The sequence below is a fragment of the Streptomyces sp. NPDC051738 genome, assembly GCF_044453205.1.
Taxonomy (GTDB): Bacteria; Actinomycetota; Actinomycetes; order Streptomycetales; family Streptomycetaceae; genus Streptomyces.
This window is the reverse complement of record NZ_JBITCM010000025.1, coordinates 52,104-67,808: the sequence shown is the minus strand read 5'-3', so window position 1 is coordinate 67,808 and position 15,705 is coordinate 52,104. Positions and strand designations below refer to the sequence as shown.

The following is a 15,705-nucleotide window of genomic DNA, read 5'->3' as shown; positions in this document are numbered from 1 at the left end:
ATCACCCGAGCGAGGTGACAGGCCCGGGCCGAAGCGGACGCGCTCGGAACAGCTCCGCTCGCGTCAGAGCAGCCCCAGTTCGCGGGCCCGGCGGACCGCCTCGCCACGCCGGGTGGCGGCGAGCTTGCGGTAGATGCTCTTGAGGTGGGTCTTCACCGTGTTGACCGACAGATGCAGATCGGCGGCGATCTCCTCGGTCGACATCAGCTGGGCCAACCGCTCCAGGACGTCCCGCTCCCGCGCGCTGAGCGGCTCCGGGCGCGGGCTCGCCGACTCCTCCCGCGGCTCCCGCCGCTGCCCGTCGACGGCCCGCCGTGAGAGCCGGTCGGTCAGCCAGGTGTGCTCCCGGGCGAGCGCGGGCCGCTGGAGCAGCAGCCGTCCGACCCACGGCCCGGCCTCCAGGAACGGTCGCCGCAGGTGATGCGGGCGGGCGGCGGCCAGCGCCTTCAGCAGCAGGCTCTGCGCGGTGGCGGAGTCGCCGAGCGCGTCGACGGCCTGCGCGCGGGTCAGCAGGGCCCACACGTCGATGACCGGTCCCCGGTCGTGCTGGTCGGGGAGTGCGTCGAGGATCCGCAGCGCCCGTTCGCCCTCGCCCGCGGCCGCCCTCGCCCGGGCCTCGGCCACCAGGCTCTCCGGGCCGTGCGCCGGCTGTTCCTCGAAGACCTTCACCGCGGCCCGCGGATCGCCGTCGGCCAACCGCACCGTGGCCGTGGCCATGGCGATGCGGTCGCTCACCCACGGGGAGGGCTCGACGGAGACCAGAGGCTGCTCCGCCATGTCGTCCAGGGCCAGGAGCGCCGACCGCGCGTCCCCGCGCGCGCAGAGCAGCCGGGAACGCAGGATCGCCAGCTCCACGGCCACGAGGGGATCGCGGGCGGCACCGGAGGTCGCGGCCGCCAGATCGAGATGGCCCCGCGCATCCGCCAGATCGTCGCGGTCGATCGCTACGGCGGCCAGCACCAGCTGCGCCATCCCGGTCCGGCCGGACAGCGGCAGCCCCGAGTGCTCCGCCTCCGCGATCGCGCCCCGGGCGTGCGTCTCGGCCCGGCCGGGACGGCCGTACAGGAAGTCGATCAGTGCCAGCCGGCTGAGCGCCTCGTGCCGGGGGAGGGCCGTCGAGGGACCCTGGGCGGACCGGACGGCGTCGGACAGCGTGGCGCGGGCGGCGTCGAAGCGGCCCGCCCACAACTGGGCCGAGCCGAGGTCGGTGAGCATGAGGGCCGTCAGCTCCGGACACCGCTCCAGCCGGTCGGCGGGCAGGGAGCGCTCCGCCTCCACCGCGGCCCGCGCCGCCGTCTCCGCCAGGTCCGCCGAGCCCGCCACCCGGGCGGCCAGCACCCGCAGCACCGCACAGCTCAGCCGGACCGCAGCCGCGTCGCCGCCCGGCAGGTGCTCCTCCGCACGCCGCAGATAGATCACACCCCGGTCGACGTCGTGGCGGGCCAGTTCCCGCGCCGCGCGCACCAGGTCGGGGGCGGGGCCGGACGCCTCGGGCGCCATCCTGGCGAACAGGCCGTCCAGCCGCTCGGCGGCCAGCCCCGTCAGCAGCCGGCCGATCGCCAGATGGTCGATGAACTCGGCGGCGGCCAGCTCCCAGTCACCCGCGTCCGCCGCGTGCGGCAGGGCCTCGTCGAGCAGGCCCGCCCGGATCAGCCACCGGGCGGCCGTACGGTGCAGCTCGGGCTCCAGGCCGGGATGGCGGACGCCCAGATGCACCCGCAGGATCTCGGCGAAGAGCGGGTGCAGCCGGTACCACGAGTGCCCGATGGGCTCGACGAACGCGTTCGCCCGCTGCAACTCCTCCAGGATCGGCTCCGCGTCGTCCCGCCCGGTGAGGGCGTTGGCCAGATCGGGGTGCGTCTCCTCCAGGATGCTGGTGCGCAGCAGCAGGTCCTGGGTCTCGGCGGGGTGGGCGCGCAGCACCTCGCCCAGCAGGAAGTCGGCGACCGTGCTGTGCCCCGGCTCGAACTCCTTCAGGAAGCTCTCCGGATCACCGGCCCGCTGCGCGGCCAGGGTGCACAGCCGCAGCCCCGCCGCCCAGCCCCCGGTGCGGTCGGTCAGCACCCGCGCGGCCTCCGCCGAGAGTGGCAGCCCGTGCCGGTCGACCAGGGCGGCCGTCTCCTCGGCGCGGAAGGCCAGGTCGTCGGCGCGGATGTCGACGAGTTCACCGGCGGCCCGATAGCGGTGCAGCGGCAGCAGCGGCTCCGTACGGCTGATGACCACCAGGCGCAGTCCCTCGCCGGCGTGGCGCAGCACGAACTGGAGCCCGTCTGCCACCTCCGCGCAGCCGGCCACCCGGTCGAACTCGTCCAGGACGAGGACCACCCGGGTCTCCCGCCCGTTCAGCCAGGCCGCGAGCCGGGCCAGCAGCGAGTGGTCCACCTCGCCGGGGCGGGCCGGGCTGCCGATGGACTCGGGGAGGTCGACCCCGTGGTGCCGGAAGGCATGCAGGACGTAGGCCCAGAAGACGCCGGGCGCGCTGTCCTCCGGCTCCACCGTCAGCCAGGCGACGTCCCCCGGCGCGCAGGCCGCGATCCAGTCGGCGACCAGCAGCGTCTTGCCCGCCCCCGCAGGGCCGTTGACCAGCGTCAGCGGACTGCGCGCACCCTCGGTGAGCTGCTCGACGAGCCGCTCCCGGCGTACGAACGTCCCGGGGACCGTCGGCACGGTGAGCCGTGCGGCGAGCACCGGATCGCCATTCGGGGCCAACGCCGTCACGCTGGGATCGCCGTGGCCCTCTCCGACGGAGTACGACATCACGCCCATCACAGACCTTATGGATGCCCGAGCATGGGGGTCCGGGGGTTAGCCCCCGGGGGAACGCAGCACACCCACGCTCTGATCCTCGCCTCGGACCAGGAAGCCCGCAAGTGACGCCTCAGCCGTCAGACCGGACCCGGGTCCGCGCCCAGCATCCGCCGCAGCAGATCCCGCAGCGCCTGCCGTTCCTCCTCGGACAGCCCCGCGAGGGGTTCCCGGGCGAACCGCAGGGAGTCGCGCAGGCTGCGGGCCACCCGACGGCCCTCCTCGGTGGCCGCCGCCAGCTTCACCCGCCGGTCCGCCGGGTCCGGGCGGCGCTCCACCAGGCCCCGGGACTCCAGCCGGTCCACGATGCCGGTCACGTTCGACGGCTCGCACCGCAGCTTCTGCGCCAGCTTCCGCATGGGCAGCGGCTCCAGCGACAGCAGGCTCAGCAGCCGGGCCTGCGCGCCGGTGAGGGTGTGGTCGGCGGCGGCCTCGTCGTACTCCTCGTGGTAGCGGGCCACGACCGAGCCGATGAGGTCGACGACCTCAAGGGTCAGCTCATCGGGGCGGTGGGTGTTCTGTGGAGTGGCCATGCTCTCAGGGTAACCCCGTTACTTGACATCATGAAATATTCAGGAGCATGGTTGTTTCAGGTACTGAAGTAAAAACGCGCTGCGAAGCGCGAACCCGCGAAGCGTGAACCGGAAAGGCGCACCCCCCATGAGCAACCGCGAATGGCACCTCCTCTCCCGCCCCGTCGGCTGGCCCAAGGACGAGGACTTCGCCCTGGTCGAGGCCGAGATGCCGGCCCCCGGCGAGGGTCAGGTGCTGGTCCGGAACAAGTACCTCTCCGTCGACCCGTACATGCGCGGCCGCATGTCGGCGGCCAAGTCCTACGTCGCCCCCTTCGAGCTCGGCAAGGTCATGCAGGGCGGCGCGGTGGGTGAGGTCGTCGAGTCCAACGCCGAGGGCATCGCCGTCGGCGACCACGTCCTGCACTTCTTCGGCTGGCGCGAGTTCGCCGCGGTGGACGCGAAGACCGCCGTCAAGGTCGACCCGGAGGCGGCGCCGCTCTCCACGTACCTCGGCGTCCTCGGCATGACCGGCCTCACCGCCTACGCCGGCCTCCTGCGCACCGCCGCCTTCAAGGAGGGCGACTCGGTCTTCGTGTCCGGCGCCGCGGGTGCCGTCGGCAGCCAGGTCGGCCAGATCGCCAAGCTCAAGGGCGCCTCCCGGGTCATCGGCTCCGCCGGGTCCGACGAGAAGGTCAAGCTCCTGGTGGAGGAGTACGGCTTCGACGCCGCGTTCAACTACAAGAACGGCTCGGTGAACGAGCAGCTGCGCGAGGCCGCCCCCGACGGCATCGACGTCTACTTCGACAACGTCGGCGGCGACCACCTGGAGGCCGCCATCGGGCAGCTCAACCTCCACGGCCGGATCGCCATCTGCGGCATGATCTCGGTCTACAACAACACCGAGCCCGCCCCCGGCCCGAAGAACCTCGCCCGCCTCATCGCGACCCGCGGTCGCATCGAGGGCCTCCTCGTCGGCGACCACTACGACCTCCAGCCCCAGTTCGTCCAGGAGGTCGGCCCCTGGGTCGCCTCGGGTCAGCTCAAGTACCGCGAGACGGTCGTCGAGGGCATCGAGAACAACCTGGAGGCGTTCCTCGGGGTTCTGCGCGGCGACAACACCGGAAAGATGATCGTCAAGCTCTGAGGTCATCGACCGGTCTCCTCCTGGCCTTCTGCGGCTTTCCGGTATGCGGTAACTTCTTTCCGAAACCGTCGTCGATCGTGGGCGCGAGTCGCGCGGCGGACCGAGGAGGAGAAGACACCGCATGTCCATCCAGCAGACCGACGTCCTCTACACCGCTGTAGCCACCGCCGAGAACGGCCGCGACGGCCGGGTCGCCACCGACGACGGCAAGCTCGACGTCGTCGTCAACCCGCCCAAGGAGATGGGCGGCAGCGGCGCCGGCACCAACCCGGAGCAGCTGTTCGCGGCCGGCTACAGCGCCTGCTTCCAGGGCGCCCTGGGCGTGGTCGCCCGCCAGGAGCAGGCCGACATCTCCGGCTCGACGGTGACCGCGAAGGTCGGCATCGGCAAGAACGACGACGGTTTCGGGATCATCGTGGAGATCTCGGCACAGATCCCGAACGTCGACGCGCAGACTGCCCGGGACCTGCTTGAGAAGGCCCACCAGGTCTGCCCGTACTCGAAGGCGACGCGCGGCAACATCAGCGTGACGCTGGTCTGACACCGCTCGTTGCACACAGCGGAGGCCGCACCCCTGGACGTGGGGTGCGGCCTTTGCGCTGATGGCTCGGTCGCCTCCGGGGCGCCGCATGCCGGTGTCGTCGGCCCAGCGAGGTTGGTGGGCCGTTGCTCTTGGCTCTTGTCCACCTTCAGCTCAGGCCCCGGGCCTGCACTGTGCTCAGCTCGCCAGCGCCGCCCGATGCGCTGCCCTCACCAGCCGTACGTTCTCCGGGGCCGCCCCGCCGGGGAAGGAGCAGCGGCGGCGGGTGTAGCCGTAGGTCAGGCCGCTGCGGGGGTCCGCGAAGGCCTGGGAGCCGCCTGCTCCGCTGTGGCCGAAGGCGCCGGCGCCCAGGTACGGGTACACGTAGTCGGAGACCGCCTGGAAGCCGAGGCCGAAGGACTTGTGCGTGCGGGCCACCAGGTCGTAGCCGGTCGAGTGGATCTGGCCGACCTCGGCGATGGTGTCCGGTTTCAGGAGCGGCGGGCGGCCGTCCACTTCACTGATGGTCGCCGCGTACATTCCGGCCAGCCCGCGCGCCGCCGCGACCCCACCCGCCGACGCGGGCCCCTTCGCGCGCACCGCGCGGGAGTTGGGGTAGTCCGCCAGCTCGCCCGGATTCGGCACATGGGTGTTGAACGCGATCGACGCCAGGGTGTGCGGACCCGTCGGCTCCGAGTCCAGTACGGCCTGCTGCTCCGGTGTCGGGGCCATCGGCTGCACCGGGCGGTAGCGGGGCTCCAGTTCCTCGGGGAGGCCGAGGTGGAAGTCGAGGCCGTATGGCGCCCGCACCCGCTCCTCGTACACCTCCTGGAGCCTGCGCCCGGTAGCCCGTCGTACGACCTCGCCGGTGAGCGCGCCGATGGTGAACGCGTGGTAGCCGTAGGCCGTGCCGGGGCGCCAGAACGGCCGCTGGTCCGCGAGCCGCTCGGCGACGGCCTGGTCGTCGGCCAGCTCGTCCCCGGTGAACCCGGCGTCGACGCCGACCAGCCCCGCACGGTGTGCGATCAGGTCACGCAGGGTCAGGCCGCCCTTGCCCTCGACCCCGAACTCCGGCCAGTAGTACGTCACCTTGCGGTCCAGCTCCAGCGTGCCCTCCTGCACGAGGAGCGCGACCACGAGGTGAGCGGCGCCCTTGGTGGAGGAGTACACGCCGTAGAGGGAGTCGGCCTCGCAGCCGTCACCGGTCCACAGGTCGACGACCTTCCGGCCGTGCACGTAGGCACACAACTGTCCCTCGTAGTCGGGGAGTTCCCGCCCCACGAACGCGGCGAACTCCTCGCGCACCTCCGCGAAGCCGTCCGCGACGGTGCCGTGGATCCCTTGCGTCATCCGCTCTCCTCAATCTGAGCCGCTTGCGAGTGCCATGGTGAACAATGCCCGCCCCACCTGCGCGAATTCCCCCTTCGGGTGGTCCCGGAAGAGTGGTTCGGTGCCGAAGAGCACCGCGCGCGGGCCGCTGACCACCGAGGCCTGCCCCGCCGCGTCCGCCGGACCGCCGGAGCCGTCCTGCGAGGGCCGCCAGTGCCCGGAGACCAGCGGGTTCCCGGTCGCGTACGACTGCTCCACCCGGACCGCGGGCCCGAGATCCGTGAACCACACCGGCGCGTACACGAAGCCGTGGTCCGGGGCGCCGGACATCACAGCACTGCGCGAGTTCACGACCCGCACCACACCGTTGGCGTCCCCGTTGCCCTCGACCGGCTTCGCGGCCAGCAGGTCGGTCGCCGAGCTGAGCCCGGCACCTGTGGCACCACGGCCGACCAGACCATGCCGGTCGAGGAAGGCGTCGAGGGCGGTAAGGGCGCCGGGCGTCAGATCGCCGTGATCGAGCCCCGTCGACACGAACAGCACGTCCACCGACGACCAGTCGAACCCGGCGTTCAACACGTCCGTCGAGACCGGCGTGACCTCGAAGTTCATCTCCCGCAGCGCGAACAGCTCACCCGACGTGACGGCGGCGGCGACACGGGTGCGGTGCAGCGGGGCGGTGCCGGTGAGCTTGGTCGCCTGGAAGACGACGTCATACGTACGGGCGGCCTCCGCGGCCTGGCGCCGCGCCGAGCCCGGCACGATCGCACTGCCGTCGGCGGCGCGGCGCGCCTCGACGCCCTTGCGCAGCAGCGAGTTGAGAGCGGCGATCTCGTTCGGGTCGTCGAGCCGCAGCCGCAGGTCACCGCGCGGGGCGACGTAGGCGACGGGGGCCGCCGCACGGACGGGACGCAGGACGCCGTACGGCACACCCGGCAGCGTTCCGACGGACGCGCCCCACAGCCGGCCGAGGCTCCAGCCCGAGATGTCGTACATCACCGAGACCTTGTCGCTGATGTCCCGCCCGTCCGCGAGCAGCACGTTCGCGAGCCCGCGCTTGGGCTGGCGCATGTCGACGACGTACGACCCCTTGGCGTACGTCCTGCCGCCGAGCCGGAAGGAGTGTGCCGCGCGGGTGACCCTGACGTCATTGGCGAGGAGATGGTCGACGAGCCGGGCGGCGGCGGTGGCGGAGCGCTGGGCGCCTGTGCCGGTTGCGGCCGGGATGACGTACGCGCGGGGGAAGCGGGTCGTGTAGACGTCCTCGGGGCCGATGCCGGGGACGCCCGGGACGGTCTCCTCGGACACCGGCACCTGCGCGGCGCCCGCGGCTCCCCGCCGGAAGACCTCGATCTGGTCGGCGACCAGCGAGGTGCGCCTCGTCTGCACGAAGTCGAGGGTGGCGCGCAGGGCGGCTCCGGCGACGTCCACGTTGATCGCGGACCGGCGGCGCAGCTCGGCGGTGGGCAGGGTGTCGTACTCCTCGTTGTTCACCGCCATCGGGATCTCCACCGTGTGCGCGGCGACCGTGCCGTGGAAGGCCGCGTACTGCGGGGTGAAGATCGGCGGCCAGTCGTCCCAGCCCTCCTCCTGGTCCCGGAACGGGATCTGCGCGGGCTCGACGCCGTCCTTCGCGGGCGTGTATCCGAGGCCGTTGACGGCGGCCTCCATGCCGAGGGCGTTGGCGTAGGTGTTCTTCAGGAAGAGGTCGTACTCGTAGTTCTCGCCGTGCGGGGGAGTGGTGGGCTCGATGAGGGTGCCGTTGACATAGCCGTGCAGGTCGAGCATGACGGCCGGCTGCTTGTCGATCTGGATCTGCCGCATCGCCCGCACCTCGGGCTGCGAGGCGGTCACGAAGTCCCGGTTCATGTCGAAGCCGTTGGCATTCGTCCGCGTGCCCGCGATACGGCCGTCCGGATTGGCGGTGATGTTGAAGTAGAGGCGGCTGTGGGCGAGCAGATCGCGCGTCCTGCCGTCGTCGGCTTTGGCGAGCCGCTCGATGAGCTTGAGGGAGGCGTCGGTGCCCTCCCACTCGTTGCCGTGGATGTTGTTGTTGAAGAAGACGGGGGCTTTGTACGCCTTCTTGATCTCCGGGGACTTGGCGGCGAGGGCGGGAGCGCTCTCGATGAGCTCGCGCATCCTCGCCTGGGCGCGGGTCTGACGGGCCGTCTCCGGGGCGGTGACGGTGACGAGATAGAGCCGGTGCCCGCCGGCCGAGCGGCCCGCGACCTCGACGCTCACCCGGTCGCCGAGGGCCTGGAGGGCGTTCAGCTTCGGCGCGATGGCGTGGTACGGGGTGAGGCCCAGCTTGATCGACTTGTCGGCCGGGTTCTCGGGGTCCGGGGTGAGGACCTGGCGGCGGGGATAGCCGCGGCTGTCGTCACCGATCGCCTCGGAGGCGGCACCGGCGCCGGTCAGGGCCCGCTGGGCGGCGCTCGTGGGCGTCAGAGCCGCGTGCCGGTCGAGCGCGGCCTCGCGGTGCGGGGGTTCGGGCCGGGCGACGGCGGCGTGCGGGGTGAGCAGCAGGGAGCCGGCCGTGGCGAGGGCGAGGGTGGTGATCAGAACGGGTCTCGCAGGAACGGTTCTCGTCGTGCGCACGCGTACCTCCTTCTGAGGTTCCAAAGATCGGTACGGCGAGGTCTACCTGTTCGACTCAACGGCAACAAGAGGGAGTTGGCGTCACGGATGCCTCGGACGGCCCATATGGGGGCATCCGGAGGCGGCATGCTGTGAGTGGCACAGGCGGCGGCAGGACCAACGGCTCAACGACGAGGAGAGCCCTCATGGCCACGATCCCCACGCTCCCCATCCTCCCCAGCAGGGACGACGTACTCCGCATGGCACGCAGCACGACCGACATCACGGGCCAACTCCTGGACACGGCCGGGAACATCACCCGTATCGCGATCAACACCTTCGACCCCAGAGACGGTTCCGGCGCCGAGGTCCTGCGCGTACTGCGGCAGACCACCGCCGAACTGGCCGAGGCGAGCGCGTCGCCGCAGGCCCAGGAGGCGTTCTACCGCATAGTCGAGACCCTCACCCGCCTCGGCACCAGCGGCGCGCCCCTGGCGGTCCACCCGGTGAGCGAACCGGCGCACGCCCTGCTCACGGCGCTGGGCGACAGCCTGCTGCCGGTGCTGGACGCGGTGGAGCCGGCGGTCGAGGAGTTCGCGGCGGCACTCGGCGAGTTGGTCGAGGCGACCTCGCCCCTCCTCCCGGCGACGGCGGGCGTGGCGGCGGGTGTGCTGCTGGCCCTGACCCCGCTGCTGCGCTCCGCGGCCGAGGTACTGCGCGAGTCGTCCCCGGAACTCCGCCGCATGGCCGAGGCGTTGACGGCCGCTCTCGCCCCGCTGATGCCCCTCCAGGTGGCCCTGGCCGAACGCGCGGCCGCCGCAGGCGCGAACGTCGTCCGGGCGACCCTCCCACCCCTCGCCGACCTCACGGAGGCAGCGGCGGCGACCACGAAGGCGGCCCGCCCGGCCCTGATCGCCGGCGAGGAGTTCCTGGTGGCCGCCCTGGAACGCCTGCAGCCCCTCCTGCTGACCGGGGCGTCGCGCGCGGGGCGGGTGGCACGGGAGGTGGCGGTACGGGTGTCGGCGGCGGTGAGTCCGGCGGCGGAGCAGGGGGTGGTGGTGGCGGTCACTCCCGCGTGAGGCGGTGGCCGGTCACCGGTGACCGGGCTCCGAAACGACCGTGACTCCCGTGTGACACGCCCCGACTAGAGTTCCCCCATGCGCGATCTTGGTGCCGGTTTCAGATATCTCCTCAAGGGCCAGCGATGGGTGGCCCGGCACGGCAAGCAGTACGGCTTCGGGCTGATCCCGGGCCTGATCACCCTGGTGCTCTACGCGGCCGCGCTGGTCGCGCTCGCGCTCTGGGGCCAGGACTTCGTGGCCTGGTCGACGCCGTTCGCCGACGACTGGTCGAGCCCCTGGCAGGGCCTGTTCCGTGGCTTCCTCACGGCCGTCCTGTTCGTCCTGGGCCTGCTCCTCTCGGTCGTCACCTTCACCGCCGTGACGCTCCTGATCGGCCAGCCCTTCTACGAGAACCTCTCCGAGAAGGTCGACCGGGACGTCTCCCCCGACGGCACGGCCCCCGAGTCCGGCCTGCCGCTCTGGCGCGAGCTGTGGATCTCGGGCCGCGACAGCCTGCGCATCGTGCTGCGCGCCGCGGTCTGGGGCGTGCTGCTCTTCGCCCTCGGCTTCATCCCGGTCATCGGCCAGACGGTCGTACCGGTCGTCGGCGTCATCGTCACCGGCTTCTTCCTCACCGAGGAACTCACGGCGGTCGCCCTACAACGCCGCCGAGTGGAAGCCCGCGACCGCCTCACCCTCCTCCGCTCCCGAAAGCCCCTGATCTGGGGCTTCGGCACGCCCCTCGCCGCGGCCTTCCTGGTGCCGTTCGTCGCGGTGTTCCTGATGCCGGGGGCGGTGGCCGGGGCGACGCTGATGGCGCGGGAGCTGATGGGGGAGGAGACCAAGGAGGGGCAGGACGGGCAGGAGGGGCGTTCGCTTCCAGATGCCGGTCCAGGCAATTTCAGCGCGTCCGGCGTTTGAGGACGGGCGAGGCAGGGCGATCACTCCCGACGCCGGCCACGTTACTCAGCCTGTCCGGCGTTTGAGGACGAGGCCCTTTCGGGGCCGAAGCGGGGGTCCGGGGGCGGCAGCCCCCGGGGACGGGACGGGTAGGGGCGGCGGGGGCGAAAACCTCTCGACGCCCACACCACCCCCGCGCACCTACGACCCCGACGCCGCACCCACCGCCGTCGCCACAATCGCCCGCACCTGCCCCACGATGTCCCCCCGATTCCGCACGAACTCCGGATCCGTCACCACCCCCGTAGCCGGATCCGTGTTCCCCACCCCGAACTGCAGCACAGGCGTGTGCACATGCCCACCCGGCAACGCATCGTGCAGCCCCAGCCGATCCCGCAGCAGCGTGGCCCGGTAGGCGATCTCGTTGGAGAGATAGTCCCCACCACCCCCGGCCCGCGCGGTGGACCCCGCCGTCGGCCCGCCCGGCCGCACGACCGCCTCCGTCCCGCCCGCCGGAATCTCGGTCACGCTCGTGTTGTCGTACACGGGAAACCGCCCGGTGCTCGCGGCGACGATCGACGCGTACGGCAGCGTCGTCGACGTCCACTGCGGCTGCGAGGCCGGATCGGCGACCGGCACGGTCTCGGTACGCGAGACGTTCTCGTTGTCGGGGAAACCACCCCGCCAGGCCCCGTTGGTCCGCTCGATGTCGAACCTCCCGACCCGCCCCTGGCTCACGGTCGTGAACAGATCGACCTGCTTCAGATACGGCCGAAGCGTCCGCTCCACCGTCCCCTCCGCGAAGTCCTGCCACCGCACGGGGAACACGGCGGTCTCCACCCGCGCAGGCCCGTCCGCCGTCTCGATCACCGTGCCGTCGAGGGCGAGCGCGGTGGCCCCGGACGGGTTGGAGATACGGATGTCCCGGTCGAGGGTGAAGGGATCGAACCCGGTGACAAGGACCCGCTTGATCCCCGTGCCTCCCTCAGTCCCCTTGCCCCCCTTGATCCCTTCGCTGCCGTGCGGGTAGCGAATGTCCCCCTGCCCGCGCGAGCCCCGCTCCAACGCGTCCAGCAGCGCCCCCCGCTGACCGTCACTCAACCCGAACCCCGGCTCCCAGGTCCGCACCTCCCGCGTCATCGACAACCGCGCCCAGTACAACGGCCGATCGTCGCCCCGGCTCAGATCACCGCCCGCCGGTCCCCGGCCCTGCACCCGGTCGACGGCCCGCCGCCACAGCGCCGACCCCTCGCGTACGACGACGAGGCGGGCCTGCGCGTAGGAGCGCGCGGCACCGAGGTCACGGGCGAACTCCGCCGTGGCGGCGTCGAATCCGGAGCGGCGCAGGATCTCCTGCGGGACCGCCTTGTCGAGGCGCTGTTCCTCGACGGTCGGCGTGGGCGCCGTCTCGGCGGCGGCCGCCCCGGTCGTCGGGGCCGAGAAGCCGGCCAGCAGGGCGAGGCCGAGGACGCCGATCCGAACACGTATGGAATTCAAGGGAGTTCCGGTCCTTCCGTCACGGTGGGGGGTGAGCAGTGCGTGCGTGGTGCGGGACGCGGGAAGTATCGCGTGGCGGGAGTGGTCTACGCCATGGCCCACGAGGGGGGGGGCGCGACCGGCACGGCCCGCCCGACACCCCCGGCCGGAGGCCCCCGCCGCCGTCAGTCCGGATCCGTCGGGCTCTCGCCCAGCAGCCTGAGGAAGTCGCGGAACGCCCCCGGCATGTCCACCGACTCGGGGTCCAGGAGCCACTGGTACTGCAACCCGTCCATCACGGCGACCAGCAACGGAGCCGTACGCTCCGGCGTCAGCCCGTTCGGGAGCCGGTCGCCGTACTCGGCGCGCAGGACCTTCGCCATGCTCGCCCGCACGCGCGTGTAACGCTCGGTGAAGTACTCGCGCGCCGGGTGCCCCTCCGTTACGCTCTCGCCGAGCAGCGCCGAGAAGGTCTGGATGATCGCGGGGCGCATCGCGTTGTACTCGACGAGTGAGGCGAGCAGGTCGACCCGCCACCGGGTGTCGGGCACGGCGTCCCACTGGTCCCGCTCCTGGAGCACGGCGACGAGCAGCGCGTCCTTGGTCGGGAAGTAGTGCAGCAGCCCCTGCTGGGTGAGCCCGACCCGCTCCGCGACCGCGCCCATGCTCGCCCCCCGGTAACCGCGCTCGGCGATCACCTCCAGCGCCGCCCGGACGATCTCGGCACGGCGCGCCCCTTTTTGCGGCTAAACCGCCGCCGCTCTCGCGGACGTGGTTGCTCGCCGTGGGGGGTTCCTCAATTGATGGTTGCGGTTTCGAGGCCTTCGCAGGTGCCGAGGAAGGATGGAGACACGCCCGGACTCAACGAGGAGGCACCGCGATGGCGGGAACCCGCACCCAGGCCGACGCAGCACGCGAGGCGGTCGTCGAGGCCGCTCTCGCCCGGCTCGACCTCGACGCGAAGGCGCGGCTGCTCTCCGGCCAGGACACCTGGACCCTGCCCGCGCTCCCCGAGATCGGCCTGCCCTCCCTTGTCATGTCCGACGGCCCGATCGGCGTCCGGGGTGTCCGCTGGACCGCCGACGACCCGTCCGTCGCGCTGCCCTCACCCACCGCCCTCGCCGCCACCTGGGACCCCGAACTCGCCCGCAGGGCAGGGGTGTTGCTCGCTCAAGAGGCCCGCCGCAAGGGCGTCCATGTGCTGCTCGCCCCGACCGTCAATCTGCATCGCTCCCCGCTCGGCGGCCGGCACTTCGAGGCGTACAGCGAGGACCCGTATCTGACGGGGGTGATCGGCGCGGGCTATGTGAGCGGCGTCCAGTCCGGCGGCGTCGGCACCACCGTCAAGCACTTCGTCGCCAACGACGCCGAGACCGAGCGCTTCACCGTGAACAACACCGTGAGCGAACGCGCCCTGCGCGAGCTGTACCTGGCGCCCTTCGAGATCATCGTCGAGAACGCCCACCCCTGGGGCATCATGACCGCCTACAACACGGTCAACGGCACGACCATGACCGAGCACCACCACCTCGTGAACGAGGTCCTGCGCGGCGAGTGGGGCTTCGACGGCTACAACGTCTCCGACTGGACGGCAGCCCGCAACACCGTCGCCGCCATCGAGGGCGGCCTCGACGTCGCCATGCCCGGCCCGCTGACCGTCTACGGCGAACCCCTCGCCCAGGCCGTCCGAGACGGCAAGGTGGCCGAGGCCAAGGTCGACGACGCCGTACGCAATGTGCTCCGGCTGGCCGCCCGCGTCGGCATCCTGCGCGGCGCCGAACCGGTCGTCACCGACCTGCCCGACGCCGTCGACGGCACCGCACTGGCCCGCGAGATCGCCCACCGCTCCTTCGTCCTGGTCCGCAACCAGGGCGCCCTCCCGCTGCGGCCGAACGGCACGGTCGCCCTCATCGGCGCCGCCGCCCGCGACGCCCGCGTCCTCGGCGGCGGCTCCGCCACCGTCTTCCCCGACCGCATCGTCTCCCCACTCGACGGTCTCACCGCCGCCCTCCCCGAGGGCGCCGTCAGCTACGCCGTCGGCGCCGACCCGAACACCGAACTCGGCGTCGCCGACAAGGGCTTCGAGCTGCGCGCCGTCTGCCGGGACGCGGACGGGAACGTCATCGGCACGGGGTCGGCGCCGAACGGGCTGATCCAGTGGATGGGCTCCGACCTCCCCGAGGGCGTCACCCACGACACCCTGCACACCGTCGAGCTGACCGGCACCTTCACCCCGCGCGACACCGGCCCGCACACCTTCGGCATCAAGGGCATCGGCTCCTTCACGCTCACGGTCGACGGCACGACGTACTACGACGACGTCCAGCGCCCCGCCAAGGACGACCCCTTCGCCGCCTTCTTCGGCGCCCCCGTACCCCGCGCCCGGCCCGAACTCACCGCCGGCGAACCCGTCGACGTATCCCTCACCCACGCCGTCGAGTTCCCCGAGGACACCCCGATGAAGGTGGTCGGCTTCACGCTCGCCCACCAGGAGCCCCAGCGTGACGCCGACGAGCTGATCGCCGAGGCCGTCGAGGCCGCCCGGGGCGCCGACACGGCCGTCGTCGTGGTCGCCACCACCGACCGCGTCGAGTCGGAGGGCTTCGACCGCACGGACCTGACACTGCCCGGCCGCCAGGACGACCTGGTCCGCGCCGTCGCCGCCGCCAACCCGAACACCGTCGTGGTCGTCAACTCCGGCTCCCCGGTGGAACTGCCGTGGCGCGAGGACGTCGCCGCCGTGCTGCTCAGCTGGTTCCCCGGCCAGGAGGGCGGCGCGGCCCTTGCGGACGTCCTCACGGGCGCGCGGGAGCCGGGCGGCCGACTGCCCACCACCTGGGGCTCCCTGGCCGACGCCCCGGTCAGCCAGGTCGTCCCGTCCGCCGGTGAACTCCCGTACACCGAGGGCGCCTTCATCGGCTACCGCGCCTGGGAGAAGGCGGGCCGCCTCCCGTCGTACCCCTTCGGGCACGGCCTCGGCTACACCGACTGGACGTACGAGTCCGTCGAGGCCGAGGGTACGACGGTCACGGTCCGCGTCCGCAACTCCGGCGAGCGCCCGGGGCGGGAGGTCGTGCAGGTCTATCTGGCGCCGGTCGAGCCCGACGCCGACCGCCCGGCGCGGTGGCTGGCCGGGTTCGCGGGTGTGGAGGCGGGGCCGGGGGAGACGGCCGAAGCGGTGATCGACCTTCCGCGCCGTGCCTTCGAGACATGGGACGAGACGGCCAATTCGTGGACCTATGTGAAGGGTTCGTACGAGATCCAGGTGAGTCGCTCGATCACCGACCGCCGAGTGACGGCGACGATTAACGTCTGACCCGGGAGAAGTACCCCAGGAACAGTCCCGGTCCGGGTCCTGACGCCCGGGCCGGGGCTTCT

Annotated in this window: 11 protein-coding genes; 5 read left to right on the top strand and 6 right to left on the bottom strand. The window is 72.2% G+C overall.

Annotated features, from left to right (window positions below; all coding sequences use genetic code 11):
- Window positions 1-63: 63 nt before the first annotated feature.
- Both ACIA8X_RS40170 and ACIA8X_RS40165 read right to left on the bottom strand, forming a co-directional pair.
- Entirely contained in the window at window positions 64-2,757 is a 2,694-nt protein-coding gene (locus ACIA8X_RS40170; protein WP_399460379.1) for a LuxR C-terminal-related transcriptional regulator, read from the bottom strand.
- Window positions 2,758-2,885: 128 nt separating this feature from the next.
- Entirely contained in the window at window positions 2,886-3,338 is a 453-nt protein-coding gene (locus ACIA8X_RS40165; RefSeq protein ID WP_393441783.1) for a MarR family winged helix-turn-helix transcriptional regulator, read from the bottom strand.
- A 127-nt stretch (window positions 3,339-3,465) separates the two neighbouring features.
- Between ACIA8X_RS40165 and ACIA8X_RS40160 the strand changes: the two genes are divergently transcribed.
- Both ACIA8X_RS40160 and ACIA8X_RS40155 read left to right on the top strand, forming a co-directional pair.
- A complete protein-coding gene (locus tag ACIA8X_RS40160) occupies window positions 3,466-4,464 on the top strand; it encodes an NADP-dependent oxidoreductase (protein ID WP_393441785.1) in 999 nt (332 codons plus the stop codon).
- Between the two features lie 121 nt (window positions 4,465-4,585).
- The gene (locus ACIA8X_RS40155; RefSeq protein WP_393441787.1) at window positions 4,586-5,005 is read left to right on the top strand and encodes an organic hydroperoxide resistance protein; all 420 of its coding nucleotides are present in this window, start codon (window positions 4,586-4,588) and stop codon (window positions 5,003-5,005) included.
- Between the two features lie 177 nt (window positions 5,006-5,182).
- Here ACIA8X_RS40155 and ACIA8X_RS40150 read toward each other — a convergent pair whose 3' ends face one another.
- Both ACIA8X_RS40150 and ACIA8X_RS40145 read right to left on the bottom strand, forming a co-directional pair.
- On the bottom strand, window positions 5,183-6,334 hold the full coding sequence (locus ACIA8X_RS40150) for a serine hydrolase domain-containing protein (RefSeq protein WP_399460378.1): 1,152 nt from the start codon (window positions 6,332-6,334) through the stop codon (window positions 5,183-5,185).
- Between the two features lie 9 nt (window positions 6,335-6,343).
- Complete coding sequence (locus ACIA8X_RS40145; protein ID WP_393441792.1) at window positions 6,344-8,911, bottom strand: M14 family zinc carboxypeptidase; 2,568 nt, start codon at window positions 8,909-8,911, stop codon at window positions 6,344-6,346.
- Window positions 8,912-9,096: 185 nt separating this feature from the next.
- Here ACIA8X_RS40145 and ACIA8X_RS40140 point away from each other — a divergent pair, with 185 nt between their 5' ends.
- Complete coding sequence (locus ACIA8X_RS40140) at window positions 9,097-9,969, top strand: hypothetical protein (protein WP_393441795.1); 873 nt, start codon at window positions 9,097-9,099, stop codon at window positions 9,967-9,969.
- Window positions 9,970-10,047: 78 nt separating this feature from the next.
- Window positions 10,048-10,872: an EI24 domain-containing protein gene (locus tag ACIA8X_RS40135; RefSeq protein WP_393441797.1), complete on the top strand. Its 825-nt coding sequence runs from the start codon at window positions 10,048-10,050 to the stop codon at window positions 10,870-10,872.
- A gap of 180 nt (window positions 10,873-11,052) precedes the next feature.
- Here the strand turns inward: ACIA8X_RS40135 and ACIA8X_RS40130 are convergent, their stop codons facing one another.
- Window positions 11,053-12,348, bottom strand: a complete 1,296-nt coding sequence (locus ACIA8X_RS40130) for a pyroglutamyl peptidase (protein WP_393441799.1) — start codon at window positions 12,346-12,348, stop codon at window positions 11,053-11,055.
- Between the two features lie 164 nt (window positions 12,349-12,512).
- On the bottom strand, window positions 12,513-13,046 hold the full coding sequence (locus ACIA8X_RS40125; RefSeq protein ID WP_393443195.1) for a TetR/AcrR family transcriptional regulator: 534 nt from the start codon (window positions 13,044-13,046) through the stop codon (window positions 12,513-12,515).
- 161 nt (window positions 13,047-13,207) lie between these two features.
- Between ACIA8X_RS40125 and ACIA8X_RS40120 the strand changes: the two genes are divergently transcribed.
- Window positions 13,208-15,643: a glycoside hydrolase family 3 protein gene (locus ACIA8X_RS40120; RefSeq protein WP_393441801.1), complete on the top strand. Its 2,436-nt coding sequence runs from the start codon at window positions 13,208-13,210 to the stop codon at window positions 15,641-15,643.
- Window positions 15,644-15,705 lie beyond the last annotated feature (62 nt).

What these genes read in the sequence shown, in the direction of transcription:
- ACIA8X_RS40170 (WP_399460379.1), bottom strand. Translation starts at nt 2,757, where the DNA reads ATGTCGTACTCCGTCGGAGAGGGCCACGGCGATCCCAGCGTGACGGCG.
- ACIA8X_RS40165 (WP_393441783.1), bottom strand. Translation starts at nt 3,338, where the DNA reads ATGGCCACTCCACAGAACACCCACCGCCCCGATGAGCTGACCCTTGAG.
- ACIA8X_RS40135 (WP_393441797.1), top strand. Translation starts at nt 10,048, where the DNA reads ATGCGCGATCTTGGTGCCGGTTTCAGATATCTCCTCAAGGGCCAGCGA.
- ACIA8X_RS40160 (WP_393441785.1), top strand. Translation starts at nt 3,466, where the DNA reads ATGAGCAACCGCGAATGGCACCTCCTCTCCCGCCCCGTCGGCTGGCCC.
- ACIA8X_RS40155 (WP_393441787.1), top strand. Translation starts at nt 4,586, where the DNA reads ATGTCCATCCAGCAGACCGACGTCCTCTACACCGCTGTAGCCACCGCC.
- ACIA8X_RS40150 (WP_399460378.1), bottom strand. Translation starts at nt 6,334, where the DNA reads ATGACGCAAGGGATCCACGGCACCGTCGCGGACGGCTTCGCGGAGGTG.
- ACIA8X_RS40140 (WP_393441795.1), top strand. Translation starts at nt 9,097, where the DNA reads ATGGCCACGATCCCCACGCTCCCCATCCTCCCCAGCAGGGACGACGTA.
- ACIA8X_RS40120 (WP_393441801.1), top strand. Translation starts at nt 13,208, where the DNA reads ATGGCGGGAACCCGCACCCAGGCCGACGCAGCACGCGAGGCGGTCGTC.